We start from the raw sequence: 19,059 nt of genomic DNA, 5'->3' as shown, positions 1-19,059 counted from the left end.
ATAGTAAATAAGGTAAAGATGTATATCAGAGTCAAAATCAATGGCGTTATTTGGATTTGGCAAAAAGCAAGTTATACCCACGCCTGAGGAAGCTTTGTCAGGAAGGGCACAGTCTATGTCAGTACCCGCAGCTCATTATGTCAACAAGAATCCCCTGAAACCTCCTTATCCCGATGGATTAGAGAAAGCAATCTTTGGCCTGGGTTGTTTTTGGGGTGCAGAACGTAAATTCTGGCAACTTAAAGGAGTTTACACCACCGCCGCAGGTTACGCTGCTGGGTTAACACCCAACCCCACCTATGAAGAGGTATGTAGTGGGCGAACTGGTCACAATGAAGTGGTGTTGGTTGTGTTTGATCCCAAAGTGATTAGTTATTCAGAACTGCTGAAAGTATTTTGGGAAAGCCACAATCCTACCCAAGGGATGCGCCAAGGTAATGATGCTGGCACTCAGTATCGTTCGGGAATTTATGTATATTCTGAAAGTCAAAAGCAGCTAGCAGAAGCATCGCGGGAAGCTTATCAACAAGCTCTCAACGGTGCAGGTTATGGCAAGATTACTACAGAAATCCTGGATGCACCTGAATTCTACTACGCAGAAGCTTACCATCAGCAATACCTTGCTAAAAATCCCAACGGGTATTGTGGTTTAGGAGGGACAAACGTATCTTGTCCCGTGGGCGTAGTTGAATCGCAAGTGAGTGGATAGAAATGCACTAGTAAATTACAGATGTGTATTTGTGTCAATCTAGAATCAAAACCCTTTTAAAACCTCGTTTCCAGCCTTTGGCTGGAAATGCTTTTCAATTGCGGCTCTGCCGCTAGTAAGGGAGGCGGAGCCTCACAATAGGCATTCCCAGTCAGAGACTGGGAACGAGACAACCAGACAACGCGGTTTATAACCGCCGATTTCACTAAGTTGATTAAAGTGCAGCTTTGAGCAAAGCGATCGCACTCACCCACAATACAATACTAATAGGCGCTCCAATTAGTATACCAGCGATCGCCCAGCCTCTTTGATGGGCTTTGAATTGTTCAATACTGTGCCACCGTCTACTTTTCCAAGCCCATTCATTGCCTTTAGCGCCGAGTGCGATCGCCATGAACCCCGAAATCTGGGGTATAAAACAGAATAAGCCATACCACACTTGATTCGGCCACATCCACAACCAAGGCATAAGAAACGCGCCCCAGTTCCAACCAAGAATTTCCTCTGGGACTGTTTGATTGTGATTATTTATCCCGCACCCAGAATTATTGATTATTTCTTTTAGCGGTAAAAGCTGATTCTTATTTGCAGATTTGACAGCTAAACCAGATTTGAGAGAACTTAGCGCTTGGCTGGCACTAGTAAATCGTTGTTCTGGAGCGGGTTCTATCAACTTTTGCAGCCAACTGACAAAACTAGGACTGAGGTTAACTCGGTCTGTAAATTGCAGTCGTAAATCCTGCTGGGGTAAATCAGAAGGGGAAGTCCCAGTTAACAAATGAATTAAAGTTGCACCCAGTGCATAGAGGTCTGAAGCTGGAACCGCCCGACCACCAAATTGTTCCATTGGGGCATAACCATAAGTACCCACAACGGTAAAAGTAACGCCTTCTCTTGCCGCTTTATCCTGAACTGCGCCAAAATCAACTAAATAAATCCGATTATCTTCACCCCAGATTAAATTACTCGGTTTAATATCTCTATGTAACACTCCTGGATTCAACTCATGTAGATACATAAGAATATTTAAAATCTCATCGGCGATTTTTCTAGCTCGCTTTTCAGTAAACCTTTTGCCAAGAGCAAGTTTTTCCTTAAGCGACTCACCAGGAATATATTCTTGAATTAAGCCAAACCAGAGTGTGCGATCGTCGATACAAAAATAATCTATATATCGAGGAATGCGGGGATGATTTAGCTGTTTAAGAATTTGTGCTTCCCTCTCAAAAAGTTTCAGGTCATCCCACTGTACAGTACCGCCAAAGGCCAAAAGTTTGACCACAACGGTCGAATTTTCGCCATCAGAGGCTTGTAAATCCAATGCTTGCCAAGTTTGACGAATTCCATTGTTGCCGAGTTGGCGCTGGATTTGATAACGATCTTGTAATATCTGTTCTGGTTGCAGCATCTGACACCTGCTGGCAATTTACGCTGATCTTATTTCCTTATTATTTAAGGATAGTCATTATCTAAGAAAACTGTGTGAACCATCAATGAAATTATTCGGGGGAAGCAAGCAAATTACACCTAAAACAGCTATCGAACTCTCCCAAGCCTTGGGTAATTCTTTTGAGTTTTGGACAAACCTTGAAGCAAAGTATCAAGTTCATCTAGTGGTTTTCCCAAAAAACTTGATTTGATAGGCATTACAGTCTTTTGGTTTTACTCTCTTGTTTTACTAAAACTAGTATGATAAAGTACATTTGTTTAATATCAAGCTAAGGAGATACTTTATGCTTAGTAATGGATCTTGGGGTAAAGTTTTTAAAACTTTTGGTAGTTTGGCTGTTGGTATTGCAAGTATTAGTGCAGTTAACTACTTAAGCAGTGACCATCTAGCTTTAGCGACATCAAATTCTTCTAAACTCCAGAACAGCAATCATTTAACTATTAGCAAAGGCAAAAGTAGCTCAGAAAATCTACTAATTGCTCAGGTTCCTTCTATTACTCGAACAATTAATGGTGCAGTAGTTACGGCATACCCACTTTACCGTTACTATAATTCATCAATTCTTGACCACTTTTATACGGTTGATTTTGGTGAACTAGGAAATGGTAAGGGCGGATATATATCAGAAGGAATTGCCGCCTATATTTCTAAACTACCATACGCTGGAACTGCTCCTCTATATAGATATTACAGCTCCGCAGCTACAGACCACTTCTACACTACTAATTTTAGTGAGCTAGGTGGTGGTAAGAATGGGTATGTGTTTGAAGGTATTGCAGGTTATGTTTATCCTAGACCTATTACAAATACTCTTCCTGTATATCGATATTACAGTTCCGCAGCTACAGACCACTTCTACACTACTAATTTTAGTGAGCTAGGTGGTGGTAAGAATGGGTATGTGTTTGAAGGTATTGCAGGTTACGTTATTCCTACTAAGTAAGAGGTCATTATACCCAATATCGAATCCGACTGTGTAAATCACTGGCTTTGAAAAAAGCAAGCAGCACTATCTCAAATGTTGAATTAAAATTTTTATGCCAAAATTTTAATTCAACATTTTTAGTAGACCAAAAAGTTCTGCGATCGCACAAACTCCATCTATAATGCCTGTTAATCAATCATTAGTAAAAAAGCCTTTTCTCGGAAAGCGATTGAAGAATTTGCCCAAAATTAAAATAGACATCCAGGCATAATTCTTAGTCGCTTACATTATGATGAATTAGTTCACTATAAAAATTTGAGGAAGTTACTCATTAGAGTTAGCCCAATTTTAGATTATCCTATAGATAATTTTTGCGATAGTAGGCTTGATATTCCGCAGATAGCAGAGGTTCCCACCAATTACGATGATTGAGATACCATTCAACAGTTAAACGTAAACCCTCAACAATCGTTACTGAAGGTGTCCAACCAAGCTGAGTTTTAATTTTGTTGGCATTAATTGCATATCTTCTGTCATGTCCCTGTCTATCTTTGACAAAAGTAATCAATTGCTCTGCTGGACGTACTGATAAATCAGGTGCTAATTCATCCATCATCTGACACAAAAGTTGCACGAGGTTGATATTTTCTACCTCATTGTTGCCACCAATATTGTATGTTTCGCCTGGTTTACCATGATTAATTACCGCATCCAGAGCCAGACAATGATCGCCCACATAAAGCCAATCCCGCACATTTTTACCATCGCCATAAACAGGTAATTGTTTCCCTATCAAGGTGTTGATGCACATCAGAGGAATTAGTTTTTCGGGAAACTGATAAGGACCGTAATTATTAGAGCAATTTGTGATAATGGTTGGAAATTTATAAGTATGATAATAAGCACGCACTAAATGGTCACTACCAGCTTTCGAGGCTGAATAGGGACTATTAGGAGCGTAGGGTGTAGTTTCACAAAAAGCCGCATCATCTGCGCCCAGACTACCGTAGACTTCATCCGTAGAAACGTGCAGGAAACGATAATCAGATGGCTGTGCTTTTGCCTCCCAATGTTGCCGAAAAGCTTCCAGTAGCGTGAAAGTTCCCACCACATTAGTTTGCACAAAAGCTGCTGGCCCAAGAATTGAACGATCAACATGAGATTCAGCGGCAAAATGGGCGATGGTATCTATATTTTCAGATGCTAGTAATTGATTTACAATGGTGCGATCGCAAATATCTCCTTGGACAAATCGAAAATTTTCTCCTCCCTCAACCAGCGCCAAATTCAGACGATTTCCCGCATAGGTAAGAGCATCCAACACCACCACCCGGTCATTTGGATAAACTCGACACCAGTGATGCACAAAATTCGCCCCAATAAACCCCGCACCCCCCGTAACTAGTAACCGCCGACTCATCCAATTGCCTCTCTTCTCTCTATATTCTCAGCGCCTCTGCGGTTCTTTTTTATTGCTTAAAATATTTCTTCCTCAGCTTCCCATATATCCTCTGAGCCAGTAATTTCGCCATTCGTATTTTCGTCAAATCCTTAATATTAGATGGCTGCTGTATAGTGTGATCAAAGAATTCATTTAACTCATCCAAAATAACTTGGGAACGCTTAATAATATTTTCAGTTCGATACTCAGCCAAAAACTCTTCAGATAAACTAAAAGCTACTGAAATATCAATCACCTTTAGAATCCGCTGGACATCATATTCTTGTGAATATCCAGCAATCTTATAGCAATTAAATCCAGGATCTAAGTAATCTGCCAGTCCACCGTTGACACTAGAAAATACTTGACAACCACAGGCAAGAGCTTCCATTGGTTGCAGACCAAATCCTTCACTAACACCCTGTTGTGCCCAGTACTCAGCCGAATCATAGAGGTAAACCTTAGCTCGGTTGAATAGTCCAGGTAAATCCTCTACATAAGAGTCAACAACCAATACTTTACAACGTTTTTGCAAAGCTGGAATTAATTCTTTAATTAAATACTCAGAAGATTTACGAGCCTGAACTAAAACATCAATATCCCGTTCAAGACCTAAATTTTGAAACTCATCAGAAATTTGATTAGGCAAATAATAAATAAGAGAATTGGGTGATTTTTCTCCCCAATATCCCATTGTATAGCGGCTAACAGTAATGATCGGAATACTCGCAGGCAGTCTAAATGGATAACCTGCACTATGTGCATGGTAAACGACATTGCATTGCTTAAGTTTAGCCACGAGTTGAGCTATATCAAATCCCCAACTGATGACAAAAATTACATCACTTAAATTTTTCTCTTTTAGCAAATCATCAATAAAAAGCTTACCTTTTTCCCGTTGACGGTAAGTTACAACATCAGCACTACAGAACTGCTGAACTAGATTAAGTGCTTTTAACTCAGCCCAAAGGCCACCACAAGCAAATTTGCCATCTGTACCGGGGAGTAAGAAGTAAAGTTTTCTCATAATTTTATAAAGGGAGTGAGTACTTGTACTGAGCAGTTCAACAGGCTCACTGTGAGACGTTGCCCTACTACGGCATTGCTACGCCCTAAGCGTAGCCTCTGGTAGAGTTGTATCGGGCATTGTGCAAGAGGAAGAAAAATTACTTCTTTCCCTTCTGCTCTTAGCAAGAACTGCCCCTCTGCCTCTTGCTCTCTTCAGTCTTGCCAGCCCACTTTAACAAAATGTGCCTGACGCCCCCAAACGTCGCGTGTACGGGTAATATTTTCAATTGCTAGGTTAAAAGGAATGGCAGTTGTTAGGTAACGCTGTGCCATAGAACCTAAATTAGGTGCGAGTTCAGCGGCTGTTATCGCTGCTAACCCCAAACCTATAATTTGCTCGATTGGTCGAAATGGTAGTAATAAATGTACGCCGACAGCTAGTCCAGCTGTTAAGAGCATTGCTACTGATAAATTTGTGCTGCAACGGGGATGTACAGCCAAATCCCATTCCCCACTGGTGAGGCGATGTCGAGCAATTGTAACCGCACGCCGCAAATCACTAATATTTACTTCACCATAGAGGTAGAATCCCTGCTCAGTAGATAAACCGCCTAATAATTCGTTATCTAGTTGAACGTTACTAGGTTCTCTTTTGGCAGGATAGGCACTTTTTAATTCGCCAAGAACCCAAACAGTAGCGTGTTCTAAGGCGTGAACCTGCCGGATAATCAAAATTTCTTTCAACCCTGGAATAAACGATAGCTGCCTGAGTAAGTCGGCATCTTGTGTGGGTTGTGGAAAGTCTAAGGGTCGGTATTCTAGGGTCGAAACTTTCTCAGATACAGGTGTCGTAAGATCAAACTTAAAAAATTCAAAGGGAGACAAGCCACTCTGAAAAGAAGCAGAAGTATTCATTGGAACACTGCTCTCCAAGCCGATGGAGCAACATAGATTTCTTTCAAATGTAACGCTTGCACCACTGAATTGTTGCTAATTTTTGTGGATGATTGTTGAGTTTAGGCATTGACACGCATGAGTAATACTGTGCCCCTACGACAGATGTAATTTTCAGATTATCCATATTTGGTCTTTCCTGTCAATGCTTAAGTCCTATAATTATTCTCCTGTGCCCCTGTGTGTAAGTTCTAAATCTGTTCTGCTGAATTTGGAAAGGAATTCTGATCTTTATAGTTTCCGAGTCCGAGGGTCAGCTGGCTCCAGTAACATAAACTCCGGCTGAGTGAAGGACTCGGAACTTTTGGTAGAGTGTTCACACTGAAAACTTAGGCGTGAGGAGGGGAAAAATCAGTAAACCTGAAAATTGGCTTGTCAGTATACCAGACCAGAGCAATTACGTTGCTACCAAATAAATTGTTTATTCGATCTGGTTAGGCAGAAGACAACAATTAACATCATTCAAACACACTTTCCCCCACTGTAAAGCCCAGCGGACAAGAGCTACTCGATTTTCTGTCTGGGTCTTAGTGAGAATATTACTGATATGGTTATCAACTGTACGCTTGCTAATCTCCAGTTTTCCTGCAATCTCTTGGTTAGTTAAGCCAGTGGCCACTAAGTCGATAATTTGCAGTTCTCTGTCTGACAGACTAACGGGGGTCTCAGACTTGCCACCAGCCATGACTATTTCTATCCTCGCTTGGTATATGTACTTAATCGCTCTTTCTAATTCTAGAAGATTCTTTTCTTGGTAGGGGTTTCAAGTGTTAGCAGTAATACCATTGTCAATATTTTCTTTGGATTTCAAGTTGGCAAGAATATAAACCATGACAATAGATAAGTAATATATAACACTTATTTATTTTTAAAAGTTAGTAAAAATGTTTAGATAATCTAGGCGATGCTCAGAAGCATATAGATGTTATGGAGTAGTAAAAATTGCTATTTAATTCTATGAAGGACTGGCGACAGATTAGCAAAAATCATTGTAGATTTTATACTGTAAATTCCTAATTCCAAATCGAAATCTAAAATTAAAAATGAGATGAGCAATCCCCGTGTTTTGTGCCTTGGTGAAATTTTGTTTGATTGTTTAGCCGATCAATTGGGGCTAAAGCTGGAAGAAGTGAAATCTTGGACTCCCTACCCAGGAGGGGCACCAGCTAATGTAGCCTGTGCTTTAGTCAAGCTGGGGACATCAGCCGGCTTTATCGGAGCCGTTGGCGAAGATGAAGTAGGGAATGCACTGGTCAAGCTATTACAAGATGTAGGTGTAGAGACGACGGGGGTACAACGCCATCCCACAGCGCCAACGCGGCAAGTTTATGTTACACGCGATCAGGCTGGCGATCGCACCTTCGCCGGATTTGGTCAGTATGATACCGCAGAATTTGCCGATACTCGCCTGCAAGCTAAACAATTGCCAAATTCGTTGTTTCAAGAGGCAGATTTTCTGGTTTTGGGTACTTTGGAATTAGCCTATCCAGAAAGTGAACAGGCAATTTACCGCGCCCTAGAGTTAGCAGAACATTACGACTTGAAGATTGTGCTGGATGTCAACTGGCGTCCTGTATTTTGGGACGAGCCAAACATCGCTCATCAAAAAATTCCAGAATTATTTAAGCGAGTCGATTTCCTCAAACTCTCCAAAGAAGAAGCTGAATGGCTATTTGAAAGCGCAGATCCCGGAGCCATCACTTACCGTCTGGGTTCAATTGAAGGAGTATTAGTAACAGATGGTGAAAACGGTTGCACCTACTGTCTGGGTGAGAACGAAGGCAAATTATCTGCGTTTTCCATCCCCGTAGTTGATACAACTGGTGCAGGTGATAGCTTTTTGGCAGGATTCATCCACCAATTGAGTCAGCACGGCATCCACAGCTTGCGAGATCCAGAAACAGCAAAACGCATTGTCACATATGCCAGTGCTGTTGGAGCGCTGACTACCATTAAAGCAGGTGCGATCGCATCTCAACCGACTGCTGCTGAAGTCGAAGCTTTTCTAGCCGCACATCAATAGGAACTAGCATAAGTCATCGGGATATCAGCCACCAAAGGCTGATACTCCCAACTAGAAAATGGACGAAAATCCTCATGCCATTCTGCGGTCATATTGCACAATAAACGTAGTTGGAGAGCTGTCGGTACTGGGTTAACGCGCTCAACTTTAACTTTTAGCAGTTCTGAATTTTTGTTCTTGAGTTTAAAAACATCATCCACAATATACCGAGGGCAATAACCTACGATGTAATGATCCTCAGTACATAAGAGCAATGCACGCGGGTCATGGGTATTTTGAAATTCGTGAGCTAAATATAACAGTTCACCCGTTTGTAATTGATTAATTCGTTCAGTTGCACAAGCCGGAAGGTGTCGCAGTCCATGTACAAAAAAATGGATGTAGTATAAACCATTTTCATCTGGTTCTGGACAGGGGAAAACTTCAAAATAATCTGTTACCTTGCGTCCACCACTCCGAGAAAGAATGCTAACTGGATCATCTTCACCTTCGGGAATATTTAGTGATTCAATATAACCTTTATAGTCAGGGCGAGAGCGTCGCATTAATCGATTAGAAAACAAGGGGAATAGTTCAACTGATGTGTATACATTGTTCAAGTCTGGAAAGGAATACAATAGCTGAAAATTATGTTCAGCTTGAGCTTTAACAGCACCTTGCGTATATACAAATTGATATTTTTTTCCGTCAAATGTTAATCGACCAATGGGAAGCCAAGCGCGACTTTTAGAATCTTGCCAAGCTAAAAAAAGTGTTTTCATAGTAGGGTGTCCAGCAGCTTACTTTGATTTAACTCCAATATTTTTTGTGCAAATTCAATTGCTGTTTGCGATATGCGATTAGATGGAATACGCTCAAAAAGCTCTAACGTATCATTGCTTGACACCCTTGCTAGATTATTTAACCATACCCTGGCTGCATCTGGATACCGTTGTTGCGCTTCACAAAATGCATTAAAAGTCTTAAGGGTTTTTTTATCACCAACTCTAGCATACAACGCAGAATTGCATTTTTCTACATATGTTTGGACAGAAAAGCCAGCGTCTTTTGTGGTTAGTCTGTTTTTTCTTTTAGAATCAGACTCGTTCCTACCGAGAGAGGAGGCGTGATCGTAAGTTGGTGCTAGATAAATCTTCTCTTGTAAACTGATGAATGCCCAATTTTCATGGTGTCGATCACTATTCCCGATCCAAGCATCCAAAAGTAAATACCCAACAAAAGTTTCTGTCGCATAACTAATTCCCTCTGGTGGTGTCCAGTCGATAGGTAAATTAACTGAAGCATCTCCCATAGCATTGAATACATTATCTATTGTGTGTTGAGATAGGTCTTTAGAATCTTGTGGATAATTGGATACTATCCGAGCCAGAATTTCATTACCAAGGGTGAGAATTGCACCTTCTTGAGGCGGCAAAAATGAGGGTGAAACAATGCCATTCTCGCCATTGAACATTGCCAGTTGATAATCAGCATGGGGTAAACCCAGCAACTCGGATAACTGGGCTGCAATCTTTTCTGCCCAATCTTCTCCTGTGTTTGGTCTAGCTTTCTTGAATAGGCAACGACCTAGATCCTGATGACGAAACCAGAACTTTGGTTTTGTTCCCAAATCTTCATCGGCCTCCGAGGCATCTAGGGGAACCTGAATGATAAAAAACTGCTCTGGCATAATTTATAGGAAAGCCTGATTTAAAACAAATTATTAACTTCACCTATTTTTAAAATATGTAACAGTTAATGGTTTGCCTTAGCTTGCGGCCACAGAGTATCAACAGTCACAAACTTATAACCTTGTTGTAGCAGTTGCGGAATCAGGATTTGAATTGTAGCAGCAACATCTTCTCCACCACAAGCACCATCATGCAAAACAATAAGCGAACCATTTTTGACCTGCTGCATAATTCGCTTTACCACGGTGGTGACACCTGGCCGCACCCAGTCTTCTGGTACAACACTCCACATAACTGGGCGGTAATTCCACTGAAAGAATAATTTTAAAGTCGCAGGTGTAAATAAACCATTGGGGGGACGGACATCGCGCACTTGTTCAGGTTGCAGGTTGCAGGCATTGTAAATGGCAGCTTGGGTTTTTTCTAAACTGTCCTTCAGGTCATTTGGGGAAAGCATGGCAAAAGAGCGATGATCGTAGCCATGCAATCCGATCCAGTGTCCGCGATCGCTCACGGCTTTAGCAATGGCTGGTGAACGGTTGACGCAAACACCCAACCAAAAAAAACTAGCTGTAATGTTGTAACGATCTAACACTGCCAAAACTTCGGGTGTGTATTGCGGATGGGGTCCATCATCGAATGTGAGTGCGATCGCTTTAGAATAGGGATTTCCAGCCCAAAGGCAGTTGGGAAAACTTGGCTGGAGAATGCGGTATAAAATTGGGAACAGGGGAGCTAGCTGCATTTGCGTTTATCTGCTGCTGACAACTTTTTGTAGGTGTTGCTTGTGAAACTGCGATGTCTGCGACGGGCGTAGCTGCAACTTCTGGCGATGAAGCATGTTTGCTTAAATGGTAATCTACATCTGGTAGGTCAGTGGGTAAGATTTACGCAAAAAGATTTTTTGTTGAGCCAGGGTATAAGGGTCAACAAAGGAAAAAACAAAGCTAATACCAAGCCTCTCTTTCTTCTACTCCCATACCCTCAATACATTTCTATATCTGACTATATCCTCAGGGGTTTTTAGATTTACTGCTTTATTTTGTAACAAAATTTGTAACAGTAACATTGTTTTAGCTTGTACTCGTCTAGATTGATGAAAAATCTACGGGGAATCCCTGAATGAAAGGGTAATGTTGCTCAAAGATATACGAGATTATCAAATTCTATTTTTAGGCTTGTTCCTAGTTGTGGGAATCGGTACACGAGATTGGACGCTGCGGCCAGAGTTGATTGGAGTAGCGATCGCCACAAGTCTTGCAACTCAATGGATATTGTCATTAGTTACTGGCAAAGAACAAATGACGAATCTTCGGAGTGCTTTAATTACATCTTTAGGACTGTCCCTGCTGTTGCGGGCTGATCACTGGATAACAATGGCAATAGCCGCAGCAATTGCGATCGCCAGCAAATTTATCTTCCAAGTCGGTGATAAGCATTTCTTTAATCCCGCCAATTTTGGGATCATTTCTGCCTTGATTCTCACCCCAGATGCTTGGGTTTCGCCGGGACAATGGGGTGAAGAGTGGTGGTATGGACTATTATTTGCCGGAACTGGTGGCATGATTTTGCAGCGCGTTGGTCGCTGGGACACCACAGCAGCTTTTTTGGGTAGCTATTCCTTGCTGGAGGCGATTCGCAATCTCTGGCTGGGTTGGACTTGGGATGTTTACTGGCATCGATTGATGAGCGGGTCTTTGCTGCTGTTTGCCCTATTTATGATTACAGATCCGCGATCTATCCCCAATTCGAGAATTGGGCGTGTAGTTTGGGCAGTTTGCATCGCCGGATTAACTTTTATCCTGCGGAATTATTTCTTTGTTTCCACAGCAGTTTTCTGGGCGCTGTTTGCCCTTGCGCCATTGACCATTCTGCTAGATGTTCTCTGGGTAGCTCCACGGTTTGCTTGGCAAGAGGGGGATGAGGGAGCAGGAGGAGAACTTCTTACTCACCCCTCCTGTACAGACGCAATTAATCGCGTCTCTCTTAATTCAGCACTAAAAAAGTAGAGGTATAAAATGAAGTTTTTTCGACTCTTAACACCATTATTGTTGACAATTGTAGCTATTTTATGCTTTGCACCCGCAGCTTGGGCATTTTGTGGATTTTATGTAGCCAAGGCTGATACAAAACTGTATAACAAAGCTTCTCAGGTGGTGATAGCACGGGATGATGAACACACTGTCCTAACAATGGCAAACGACTTTCAAGGCGAAGTCAAAGATTTTGCAATAGTAGTACCTGTGCCAACGGTGCTGCAAAAAGAGCAAGTTCGCGTAACTGAACCGAAAATTATCGAGCGCTTGGATGCTTTTAGTGCGCCGCGATTGGTAGAATATTTTGACTCAGATCCTTGTGCTGTTACTGATTCGGTAAATCTACCTGCTGCGGCACCTAGAAGCAGGGCAGTCAGTCAGGAAGCTGAAAAAACAAGCGATCGCAGTTTGGGTGTAACAGTCGAAGCACGTTTTAATGTCGGCGAATACGACATCGTGATCCTTAGTGCCAAAGAATCTGGGGGATTAGAAACTTGGCTCAAACGCAATGGCTACAAAATCCCTAGAGGTGCGAAACAGTTACTAAAGCCCTACATCCGCTCCTCAATGAAATTCTTTGTTGCCAAAGTCAACTTGGATAAATTCGAGAAATCTGGCTACCAGTTCCTTCGTCCGCTACAAATTTCCTACCAGTCACCCAAATTCATGCTGCCAATTCGTTTAGGCATGATCAATGCTACGACAGAGCAGGATTTGATTGTCTACATCCTCTCGCCCCAAGGACAGGCAGAGATCACTAACTACCGGACGGTGAAAATCCCTTCTAACACGAACATTCCTTTATTTGTCAAAGATGAATTTGGTGAATTCTATAAATCCATGTTTCAAACTGTCTACACCAAAGAAGACAGGAAAGTTGGTTTTTTGGAATACGCTTGGGACATGAGTAGTTGCGATCCCTGTTCTGCTGATCCCCTAACCCAAGAGGAACTAAAGCAAGCAGGCGTATTTTGGCTAGATGATAATTCTGGAAGTAATCTGCCAGCATCCCCCAGCTTTCGTCGTCCTTCTCCTAGAAGTAACGTCTTCATCTCCCGGCTGCATGTCCGCTACAGCCGCGACAAATTCCCTGAAGACCTGATATTCCAACAAACTGCTAACAGTGAATCTTTCCAAGGGCGTTATGTTTTGCAACATCCGTTCCAAGGGGAACTCAAATGTCAGGCAGGTAGAGAATATAAGCAGTCTTTGCCCAAGCGTTTTGAACAAGAGGCGCAAACTCTAGCTAAACTAACCAACTGGAATATCCAAGACATTCGCAACAAAATGAAGCTGAGTGTTGGTAATCTGACATATTCCTGGTGGGAAAATTTATTGTCCTGGGTAAGATTATATTGAGAGGATTTGAAAAAAATACCGCATCTTGACCAAAGGTAATTTTTTCGGGGGTTGTTATAGGCAATACTAAGATATTCTTGCTTTCTGCCCCAAGATTGTCATGGTTCAATTCGATGAACAGCTACGCTGCTTAGTTAGCGAAGCCTGTGGACACCCACCTGGAAGCCCTCAGCGTCAGAAGCTGCTCACGCAAATTATTCGCTTGACAGCAAGTAGACTCTGGAGGGAAAATACTCCCTATTATCAAGATGCACTACAACAAACTTGGTTGTATTTCTGCCGCAATGTTTGTGAAGGTTTGACAGGTCAAATCTATGACCCCACCTATGGCAGTGTCATCACTTGGCTAAATGCTTACCTAAGACGGAGACTACAAGACTTTTACACTAACCAGAACCGAGAACAAGCCACAACAGTTCCTCTTTGGGTTCGTCAGTCTACATCGGGTGGAATCAGGGAAACCATTGATCCTGTAGATAACCTCCCAGCTGCCCCCCAAACACCTCCCATTCTGGAAGACTTGGAGACATGGGCTAATACAGATTCTGAAGGAGAACTGCGCCGTACTTACATTAAAGGGCGTCCAGATGTGAATTGTCAGGTTTTAATTCTCCAACGCCTACCCCCGGAAGTTAGCTGGAGAGAATTATCCGAGGAATTTGGGCTGTCAATTCCGACATTAAGCAGTTTTTATCAGCGCCAATGTCTACCACGTTTGCGTAAATTCGCTGAATTGGAGGGATTGTTATAAATAAGGAACAAGAGGAGAGGTTGATTGAATCCGTCAGCATATTCTCACCATTACAGTAAGTCATTGGCAACTGAAGTAATTTTCGCCATCCGTTACCTGGTTATCCAGATATTTTGTCTTAGCTGACTACTGCCAGTGTTCGACCTCTTTGAGAGTAATTGGTTGGGTTACTTCGTTCTTCATAACGATTTGTTGGTTCCGTTAGGATGTGATCTTTTTACCGAGGTTTTGGGTGACATAGGTATGTTAAATCAAAATTTCATACCACTTAGCTGATTTTTCTAGTGAGTCAGGTTAAAACTGTCAGAATATTTTTCCTTGTATAGTCAGTAATGCGCTGAATAGACATTTTTATTACTGTTATGCATGGAGAGCGGCTTGCCAATAAACATCGCCACATTACTAAAAGTACTTACGCGAAATGTGAAACACTGCCAAGACTGCGTAAGTCCTATGATTAGCACTAGCGCCACTTCTAAATATCTGGGAATGTGAGGAATGTCAATTTTTGTTAAGCGCAAAACCCACAATGGCGAAAAGCGCATGCGTAACAGCAATGGGCTACGTCCCGCCCGAAGCGATCGCCAAGTGCTACAGCAAAGCGCCGAACGCCAATTTAAGCGCCAATTTTTCGGTTTACTTTTGGTAATTGTAACGTGGAGCCTAGCTATGGGCTGGCTTCTAGCCTTGGCAACTAATGCCCACAGTGCTACTCCTCCCGCCGAAATTGGCACAGTTGACGTAGTTCCTGCACAGTACCAACTAGGGCAAGAACTCTATTTGGAAAACTGCTCCACATGCCACATCGCCTTACCACCAGCCGTTTTACCCACCCAAACTTGGAAAAATCTCCTGCAAGACTCGCAGCACTACGGCGCACAACTTAAGCCTTTAGTCGATCCGCCGCGTATTTTAGTGTGGAAATATCTTTCGACTTTCTCCCGTGTCCAGTTAGACGACGAAGAAACACCCTATCGCCTCAACAACTCGCGTTATTTCAAAGCTCTACATCCAGGAGTTAAGTTACCACGTCCCATCCAGCTAGGCAGTTGTGTCAGTTGTCATCCCAGTGCTAATGATTACAATTTCCGCCGCCTGACACCAGAGTGGAAGTGAAGAGTTAGGAATTATAGCATTTCACGGAAACCCTGATGCATATAGATTTATCGTAGGGGCACGGCATTGCCCATTGGTGTCAACTTAAGTTCAAATGCATGACCCACATGCGTTTTACCCCCCTTAATCCCCCAATGGATTGGCGGGAAACAGGAAATCTAGTTCCCTCCCCAATACATCGGGGAGGGCTAGGGTGGGGTGACGCGGATCGTGATGAGAAGCCAGAGAACTGAATATCACGTCTTGACAAGGGTTTCACGTTAAGTTGACACGCATAGACATTGCCGTGCTCCTACTAACGTACTTATATCATTAATTAGGACTTACGCGAAAACCGCCCAAAAGCTTAATTTATGGAACTGCCAACGCGCAGCGTCTCGTAGAGAAGAATTTGTGGAGTGTGCGTAAGTCCTAATTATTAAAGTGAAACGGTATTAGGAGTTAAAAAATTCATAATTCATATCTTATAAGTCTATTCCCCCACTCCCTCTCTGGCCCTATCTGGGGGCAAAATGATACTATGAAGAAAGACTAAATATAAGATAAGAGTTAAAACCAATCAATTTACTAGATGATTGGCTAGTTTTTCTCCTGTTTTTGAGTTAATTCTCGGTTACACCCATCCACGACCAAGACGGTTGGGTTGGGTTAAATGTTTATAATCAATGCCGAACCTTTAATTCCCATCCCCCTTGATTCAGTTCTATAACCTGCCATGTTAAAACTTTTGTTGGGCGACCCCAACGCTCGTAAGCTTAAAAAATACCAACCTTCTGTTACTGAAATTAACCTTTTAGAGGAAGAAATTAAGGTTCTTTCCGATGAGGAGTTAAAAGGTAAAACCGCCGAATTTAAACAACGGCTTGCCAAAGGTGAACCTCTAGATGACATCTTGCCAGAAGCTTACGCCGTTGTCCGGGAAGCAGGACGGCGAGTCTTAGGCTTGCGGCACTTTGATGTCCAACTCCTTGGCGGGATCATTTTGCACATAGGGCAAATTGCCGAAATGAAAACCGGCGAGGGTAAAACATTGGTAGCCACCTTGCCGAGTTATTTGAATGCCCTCACTGGTAAAGGTGTACACGTGATCACCGTGAACGATTACCTGGCTCGTCGGGATGCGGAATGGATGGGACAGGTGCATCGATTTTTGGGGCTGAGTGTGGGGTTAATTCAGGCAAGCATGACTCCCAGCGAACGCCAGAAAAATTACGATTGCGATATTACCTATGTCACCAACAGTGAGATCGGGTTTGACTACTTGCGGGATAACATGGCGACATCAATGGCAGATGTGGTGCAACGCCCGTTCAATTATTGCGTGATTGACGAGGTAGACTCGATTTTAGTTGATGAGGCGCGGACACCACTGATTATTTCTGGGCAGGTGGAAAGACCGACAGAAAAATATCTGCAAGCCGCTGAAATAGCCTTTACACTCAAAAAAGACGAGCATTACGATGTGGATGAAAAAGCTCGTAACGTGCTATTGACAGATGAAGGCTTTGCTGAAGCCGAAAATCTTTTGGGAGTCACAGATTTATTTGACCCTGAAGATCCTTGGGCGCACTTCGTTTTCAATGCGATTAAAGCCAAAGAACTTTTTCTCAAGGACGTAAATTACATCGTCCGCAATGGGGAAGTGGTAATTGTCGATGAATTTACCGGTCGGGTGCTACCCGGACGGCGTTGGAGTGATGGATTACACCAGGCTATTGAAGCTAAAGAACACGAAGAAATTCAGCCAGAAACTCAAACTCTAGCGACAATTACTTATCAAAATATGTTTTTGCTGTATCCAAAACTTGGTGGAATGACCGGAACAGCAAAAACGGAAGAACCAGAATTTGAAAAAATTTACAAACTGGAAGTCGCGGTAATTCCCACCAATCAAGCCAGAAGACGCGAAGACTTGTCTGATATGGTCTTTAAGACAGAACCAGGCAAGTGGGGTGCGATCGCTAAAGAATGTGCCGAAATGCACGAACTCGGCAGACCTGTATTAGTGGGAACCACTAGTGTAGAAAAATCCGAACTTCTCAGCCGACTGCTGAAGCAGCTGGAGATTCCCCACGAATTACTCAACGCCCGACCGGAAAACGTCGAGCGTGAGGCAGAAATCGTCGCCCAAGCCGGACGCAAAGGTGCTGTTACCATTGCTACTAACATGGCTGGTAGAGGTACAGACATCATCCTGGGTGGAAACTCCGAATATATGGCACGTTTGAAGCTGCGGGAATACTTCATGCCCCGGATCGTCATGCCAGAAGATGAAGACACCTTTGGCGTTCAAAGGCCAGCCGGATTGCCTACAGGCCATGGTGGTGGTCAAGGCTTTGTCCCTGGCAAAAAAGTCAAAACTTGGCGGGCTTCACCAGAAATTTTCCCGACCCAATTGACAAAAGAAACAGAAAAACTGCTCAAAGAAGCAGTAGAAATTGCGGTGCGTGAGTATGGCGATCGCAGTTTACCGGAACTAGAAGCAGAAGACAAGGTAGCTATAGCAGCAGAAAAAGCTCCCATCGATGACCCTGTGATTCAGAAATTGCGGGAAGCATATAACCGCGTTAAGCAGGAATACGAACAATTTACTACCCGCGAACACAATGAAGTCGTGGAAATCGGCGGTTTACACGTAATTGGTACAGAACGCCATGAATCGCGGCGGATTGATAACCAGTTGCGCGGACGTGCAGGAAGACAAGGTGACCCAGGAACCACGAGATTCTTCCTCAGTTTAGAGGATAACCTACTGCGGATTTTTGGTGGCGATCGCGTTGCTGGGTTAATGAATGCCTTCCAAGTGGAAGAAGATATGCCCATCGAATCTGGGATGCTAACCCGCAGTTTAGAAGGCGCACAGAAAAAAGTTGAAACCTACTACTACGACATCCGTAAGCAGGTATTTGAGTATGACGAGGTGATGAATAATCAACGTCGTGCTATTTATGCTGAACGTCGCCGGGTGTTAGAAGGTCAAGACTTGAAAGAACAGGTAATCAAGTACGCTGAAAAAACGATGGATGACATCGTTGACTACTATATCAACGTAGACTTACCCTCCGAAGAGTGGGAGTTAGAAAAGTTGGTTGAGAAAGTCAAAGAATTCGTTTATCTGTTAGCGGATTTGCAGCCAAGTCAATTAGAGGATATGTCAGTCAGTGAGATTAAAGCCTTCCTCCATGAACAGGTGCGAATTGCTTACGATCTCAAAGAAGCACAGATTGACCAAGTTCAACCCGGACTGATGCGCCAAGCTGAACGCTTTTTTATCTTGCAACGTATTGATACTCTGTGGCGGGAACACCTGCAACAAATGGATGCCTTACGCGAATCAGTAGGATTACGTGGTTATGGTCAAAAAGACCCGCTGATTGAGTATAAGAGCGAGGGTTACGAACTCTTCTTGGATATGATGGTTAACATTCGCCGAGATGTGGTTTATTCATTGTTCATGTTCCAACCGCAGCCTCAGCAGATGATGCAGGCAGAATCAGAGATGGTGTAGATAGGGAATATCTTATGCAGAGACGCAAAGGCGCAGAGGCGTTTTTGCGTCTTTGTGTTTTAACTGGAGTTTAGACTAGTTCCCGGTGCGAAACTACTGAAAAAATCAG

The 19,059-nt window shown here is 42.9% G+C and carries 16 protein-coding genes; 8 read left to right on the top strand and 8 right to left on the bottom strand.

Annotation, left to right across the window (positions count from 1 at the left end):
- Positions 1 to 40: 40 nt before the first annotated feature.
- Positions 41 to 709, top strand: coding sequence for a peptide-methionine (S)-S-oxide reductase MsrA (gene msrA, locus V7K35_RS01970; RefSeq protein ID WP_335075932.1), 669 nt, complete (start codon positions 41 to 43; stop codon positions 707 to 709).
- Between the two features lie 214 nt (positions 710 to 923).
- Here msrA and V7K35_RS01965 read toward each other — a convergent pair whose 3' ends face one another.
- Entirely contained in the window at positions 924 to 2,117 is a 1,194-nt protein-coding gene (locus V7K35_RS01965; RefSeq protein WP_335075930.1) for a serine/threonine protein kinase, read from the bottom strand.
- A gap of 325 nt (positions 2,118 to 2,442) precedes the next feature.
- Between V7K35_RS01965 and V7K35_RS01960 the strand changes: the two genes are divergently transcribed.
- On the top strand, positions 2,443 to 3,102 hold the full coding sequence (locus V7K35_RS01960) for a hypothetical protein (RefSeq protein WP_335075929.1): 660 nt from the start codon (positions 2,443 to 2,445) through the stop codon (positions 3,100 to 3,102).
- Positions 3,103 to 3,442: 340 nt separating this feature from the next.
- On the opposite strand, the gene rfbB is transcribed toward V7K35_RS01960, so the two are convergent.
- The 4 genes from rfbB to V7K35_RS01940 all read right to left on the bottom strand — a co-directional run bounded on the left by rfbB (position 3,443) and on the right by V7K35_RS01940 (position 7,172).
- Positions 3,443 to 4,504, bottom strand: coding sequence for a dTDP-glucose 4,6-dehydratase (gene rfbB, locus V7K35_RS01955; RefSeq protein WP_335075927.1), 1,062 nt, complete (start codon positions 4,502 to 4,504; stop codon positions 3,443 to 3,445).
- A 49-nt stretch (positions 4,505 to 4,553) separates the two neighbouring features.
- Positions 4,554 to 5,552, bottom strand: coding sequence for a glycosyltransferase (locus V7K35_RS01950; RefSeq protein ID WP_335075925.1), 999 nt, complete (start codon positions 5,550 to 5,552; stop codon positions 4,554 to 4,556).
- A 194-nt stretch (positions 5,553 to 5,746) separates the two neighbouring features.
- Positions 5,747 to 6,448, bottom strand: a complete 702-nt coding sequence (locus V7K35_RS01945) for a DUF6391 domain-containing protein (protein ID WP_335075923.1) — start codon at positions 6,446 to 6,448, stop codon at positions 5,747 to 5,749.
- A 460-nt stretch (positions 6,449 to 6,908) separates the two neighbouring features.
- The gene (locus tag V7K35_RS01940) at positions 6,909 to 7,172 is read right to left on the bottom strand and encodes a helix-turn-helix domain-containing protein (RefSeq protein ID WP_273766227.1); all 264 of its coding nucleotides are present in this window, start codon (positions 7,170 to 7,172) and stop codon (positions 6,909 to 6,911) included.
- Between the two features lie 363 nt (positions 7,173 to 7,535).
- Between V7K35_RS01940 and V7K35_RS01935 the strand changes: the two genes are divergently transcribed.
- The gene (locus V7K35_RS01935) at positions 7,536 to 8,510 is read left to right on the top strand and encodes a carbohydrate kinase family protein (RefSeq protein WP_335075921.1); all 975 of its coding nucleotides are present in this window, start codon (positions 7,536 to 7,538) and stop codon (positions 8,508 to 8,510) included.
- Here the strand turns inward: V7K35_RS01935 and V7K35_RS01930 are convergent.
- The 3 genes from V7K35_RS01930 to V7K35_RS01920 form a co-directional block, all read right to left on the bottom strand.
- Positions 8,504 to 9,271 carry an HIRAN domain-containing protein gene (locus tag V7K35_RS01930; RefSeq protein WP_335075919.1) on the bottom strand — a complete coding sequence of 256 codons (768 nt, stop codon included), beginning with the start codon at positions 9,269 to 9,271 and terminating at the stop codon, positions 8,504 to 8,506. The two genes, V7K35_RS01935 and V7K35_RS01930, sit on opposite strands and share 7 nt — an antisense overlap.
- Entirely contained in the window at positions 9,268 to 10,179 is a 912-nt protein-coding gene (locus V7K35_RS01925; protein WP_335075917.1) for a HipA-like protein, read from the bottom strand. Before V7K35_RS01925 ends, V7K35_RS01930 begins: the two co-directional genes overlap by 4 nt.
- Positions 10,180 to 10,244: 65 nt before the next feature.
- On the bottom strand, positions 10,245 to 10,925 hold the full coding sequence (locus tag V7K35_RS01920; protein ID WP_335075915.1) for a polysaccharide deacetylase family protein: 681 nt from the start codon (positions 10,923 to 10,925) through the stop codon (positions 10,245 to 10,247).
- Between the two features lie 388 nt (positions 10,926 to 11,313).
- Here V7K35_RS01920 and V7K35_RS01915 point away from each other — a divergent pair, with 388 nt between their 5' ends.
- The 5 genes from V7K35_RS01915 to secA all read left to right on the top strand — a co-directional run bounded on the left by V7K35_RS01915 (position 11,314) and on the right by secA (position 18,950).
- Positions 11,314 to 12,189: an RnfABCDGE type electron transport complex subunit D gene (locus V7K35_RS01915; RefSeq protein WP_335075914.1), complete on the top strand. Its 876-nt coding sequence runs from the start codon at positions 11,314 to 11,316 to the stop codon at positions 12,187 to 12,189.
- Positions 12,190 to 12,198: 9 nt separating this feature from the next.
- Positions 12,199 to 13,575: a DUF2330 domain-containing protein gene (locus V7K35_RS01910; RefSeq protein ID WP_335075912.1), complete on the top strand. Its 1,377-nt coding sequence runs from the start codon at positions 12,199 to 12,201 to the stop codon at positions 13,573 to 13,575.
- Positions 13,576 to 13,675: 100 nt separating this feature from the next.
- Entirely contained in the window at positions 13,676 to 14,326 is a 651-nt protein-coding gene (locus V7K35_RS01905; protein WP_335075910.1) for a sigma-70 family RNA polymerase sigma factor, read from the top strand.
- Positions 14,327 to 14,824: 498 nt separating this feature from the next.
- Positions 14,825 to 15,442, top strand: a complete 618-nt coding sequence (locus tag V7K35_RS01900; RefSeq protein WP_335075908.1) for a cytochrome C — start codon at positions 14,825 to 14,827, stop codon at positions 15,440 to 15,442.
- A gap of 715 nt (positions 15,443 to 16,157) precedes the next feature.
- Complete coding sequence (gene secA, locus V7K35_RS01895; protein ID WP_335075906.1) at positions 16,158 to 18,950, top strand: preprotein translocase subunit SecA; 2,793 nt, start codon at positions 16,158 to 16,160, stop codon at positions 18,948 to 18,950.
- Positions 18,951 to 19,059: the final 109 nt, after the last annotated feature.

This window comes from Nostoc sp. (genome assembly GCF_036917275.1).
Classification (GTDB): domain Bacteria; phylum Cyanobacteriota; class Cyanobacteriia; order Cyanobacteriales; family Nostocaceae; genus Nostoc.
Note: the sequence above shows the minus strand (reverse complement) of the source record. Positions and strands in the feature narration are given on the sequence as shown.

What these genes read in the sequence shown, in the direction of transcription:
- V7K35_RS01945 (WP_335075923.1), bottom strand. Translation starts at nt 6,448, where the DNA reads ATGAATACTTCTGCTTCTTTTCAGAGTGGCTTGTCTCCCTTTGAATTT.
- V7K35_RS01930 (WP_335075919.1), bottom strand. Translation starts at nt 9,271, where the DNA reads ATGAAAACACTTTTTTTAGCTTGGCAAGATTCTAAAAGTCGCGCTTGG.
- V7K35_RS01965 (WP_335075930.1), bottom strand. Translation starts at nt 2,117, where the DNA reads ATGCTGCAACCAGAACAGATATTACAAGATCGTTATCAAATCCAGCGC.
- V7K35_RS01920 (WP_335075915.1), bottom strand. Translation starts at nt 10,925, where the DNA reads ATGCAGCTAGCTCCCCTGTTCCCAATTTTATACCGCATTCTCCAGCCA.
- V7K35_RS01940 (WP_273766227.1), bottom strand. Translation starts at nt 7,172, where the DNA reads ATGGCTGGTGGCAAGTCTGAGACCCCCGTTAGTCTGTCAGACAGAGAA.
- rfbB (WP_335075927.1), bottom strand. Translation starts at nt 4,504, where the DNA reads ATGAGTCGGCGGTTACTAGTTACGGGGGGTGCGGGGTTTATTGGGGCG.
- V7K35_RS01910 (WP_335075912.1), top strand. Translation starts at nt 12,199, where the DNA reads ATGAAGTTTTTTCGACTCTTAACACCATTATTGTTGACAATTGTAGCT.
- V7K35_RS01925 (WP_335075917.1), bottom strand. Translation starts at nt 10,179, where the DNA reads ATGCCAGAGCAGTTTTTTATCATTCAGGTTCCCCTAGATGCCTCGGAG.
- V7K35_RS01905 (WP_335075910.1), top strand. Translation starts at nt 13,676, where the DNA reads ATGGTTCAATTCGATGAACAGCTACGCTGCTTAGTTAGCGAAGCCTGT.
- V7K35_RS01900 (WP_335075908.1), top strand. Translation starts at nt 14,825, where the DNA reads ATGTCAATTTTTGTTAAGCGCAAAACCCACAATGGCGAAAAGCGCATG.
- V7K35_RS01935 (WP_335075921.1), top strand. Translation starts at nt 7,536, where the DNA reads ATGAGCAATCCCCGTGTTTTGTGCCTTGGTGAAATTTTGTTTGATTGT.
- V7K35_RS01915 (WP_335075914.1), top strand. Translation starts at nt 11,314, where the DNA reads ATGTTGCTCAAAGATATACGAGATTATCAAATTCTATTTTTAGGCTTG.
- V7K35_RS01960 (WP_335075929.1), top strand. Translation starts at nt 2,443, where the DNA reads ATGCTTAGTAATGGATCTTGGGGTAAAGTTTTTAAAACTTTTGGTAGT.
- secA (WP_335075906.1), top strand. Translation starts at nt 16,158, where the DNA reads ATGTTAAAACTTTTGTTGGGCGACCCCAACGCTCGTAAGCTTAAAAAA.
- msrA (WP_335075932.1), top strand. Translation starts at nt 41, where the DNA reads ATGGCGTTATTTGGATTTGGCAAAAAGCAAGTTATACCCACGCCTGAG.
- V7K35_RS01950 (WP_335075925.1), bottom strand. Translation starts at nt 5,552, where the DNA reads ATGAGAAAACTTTACTTCTTACTCCCCGGTACAGATGGCAAATTTGCT.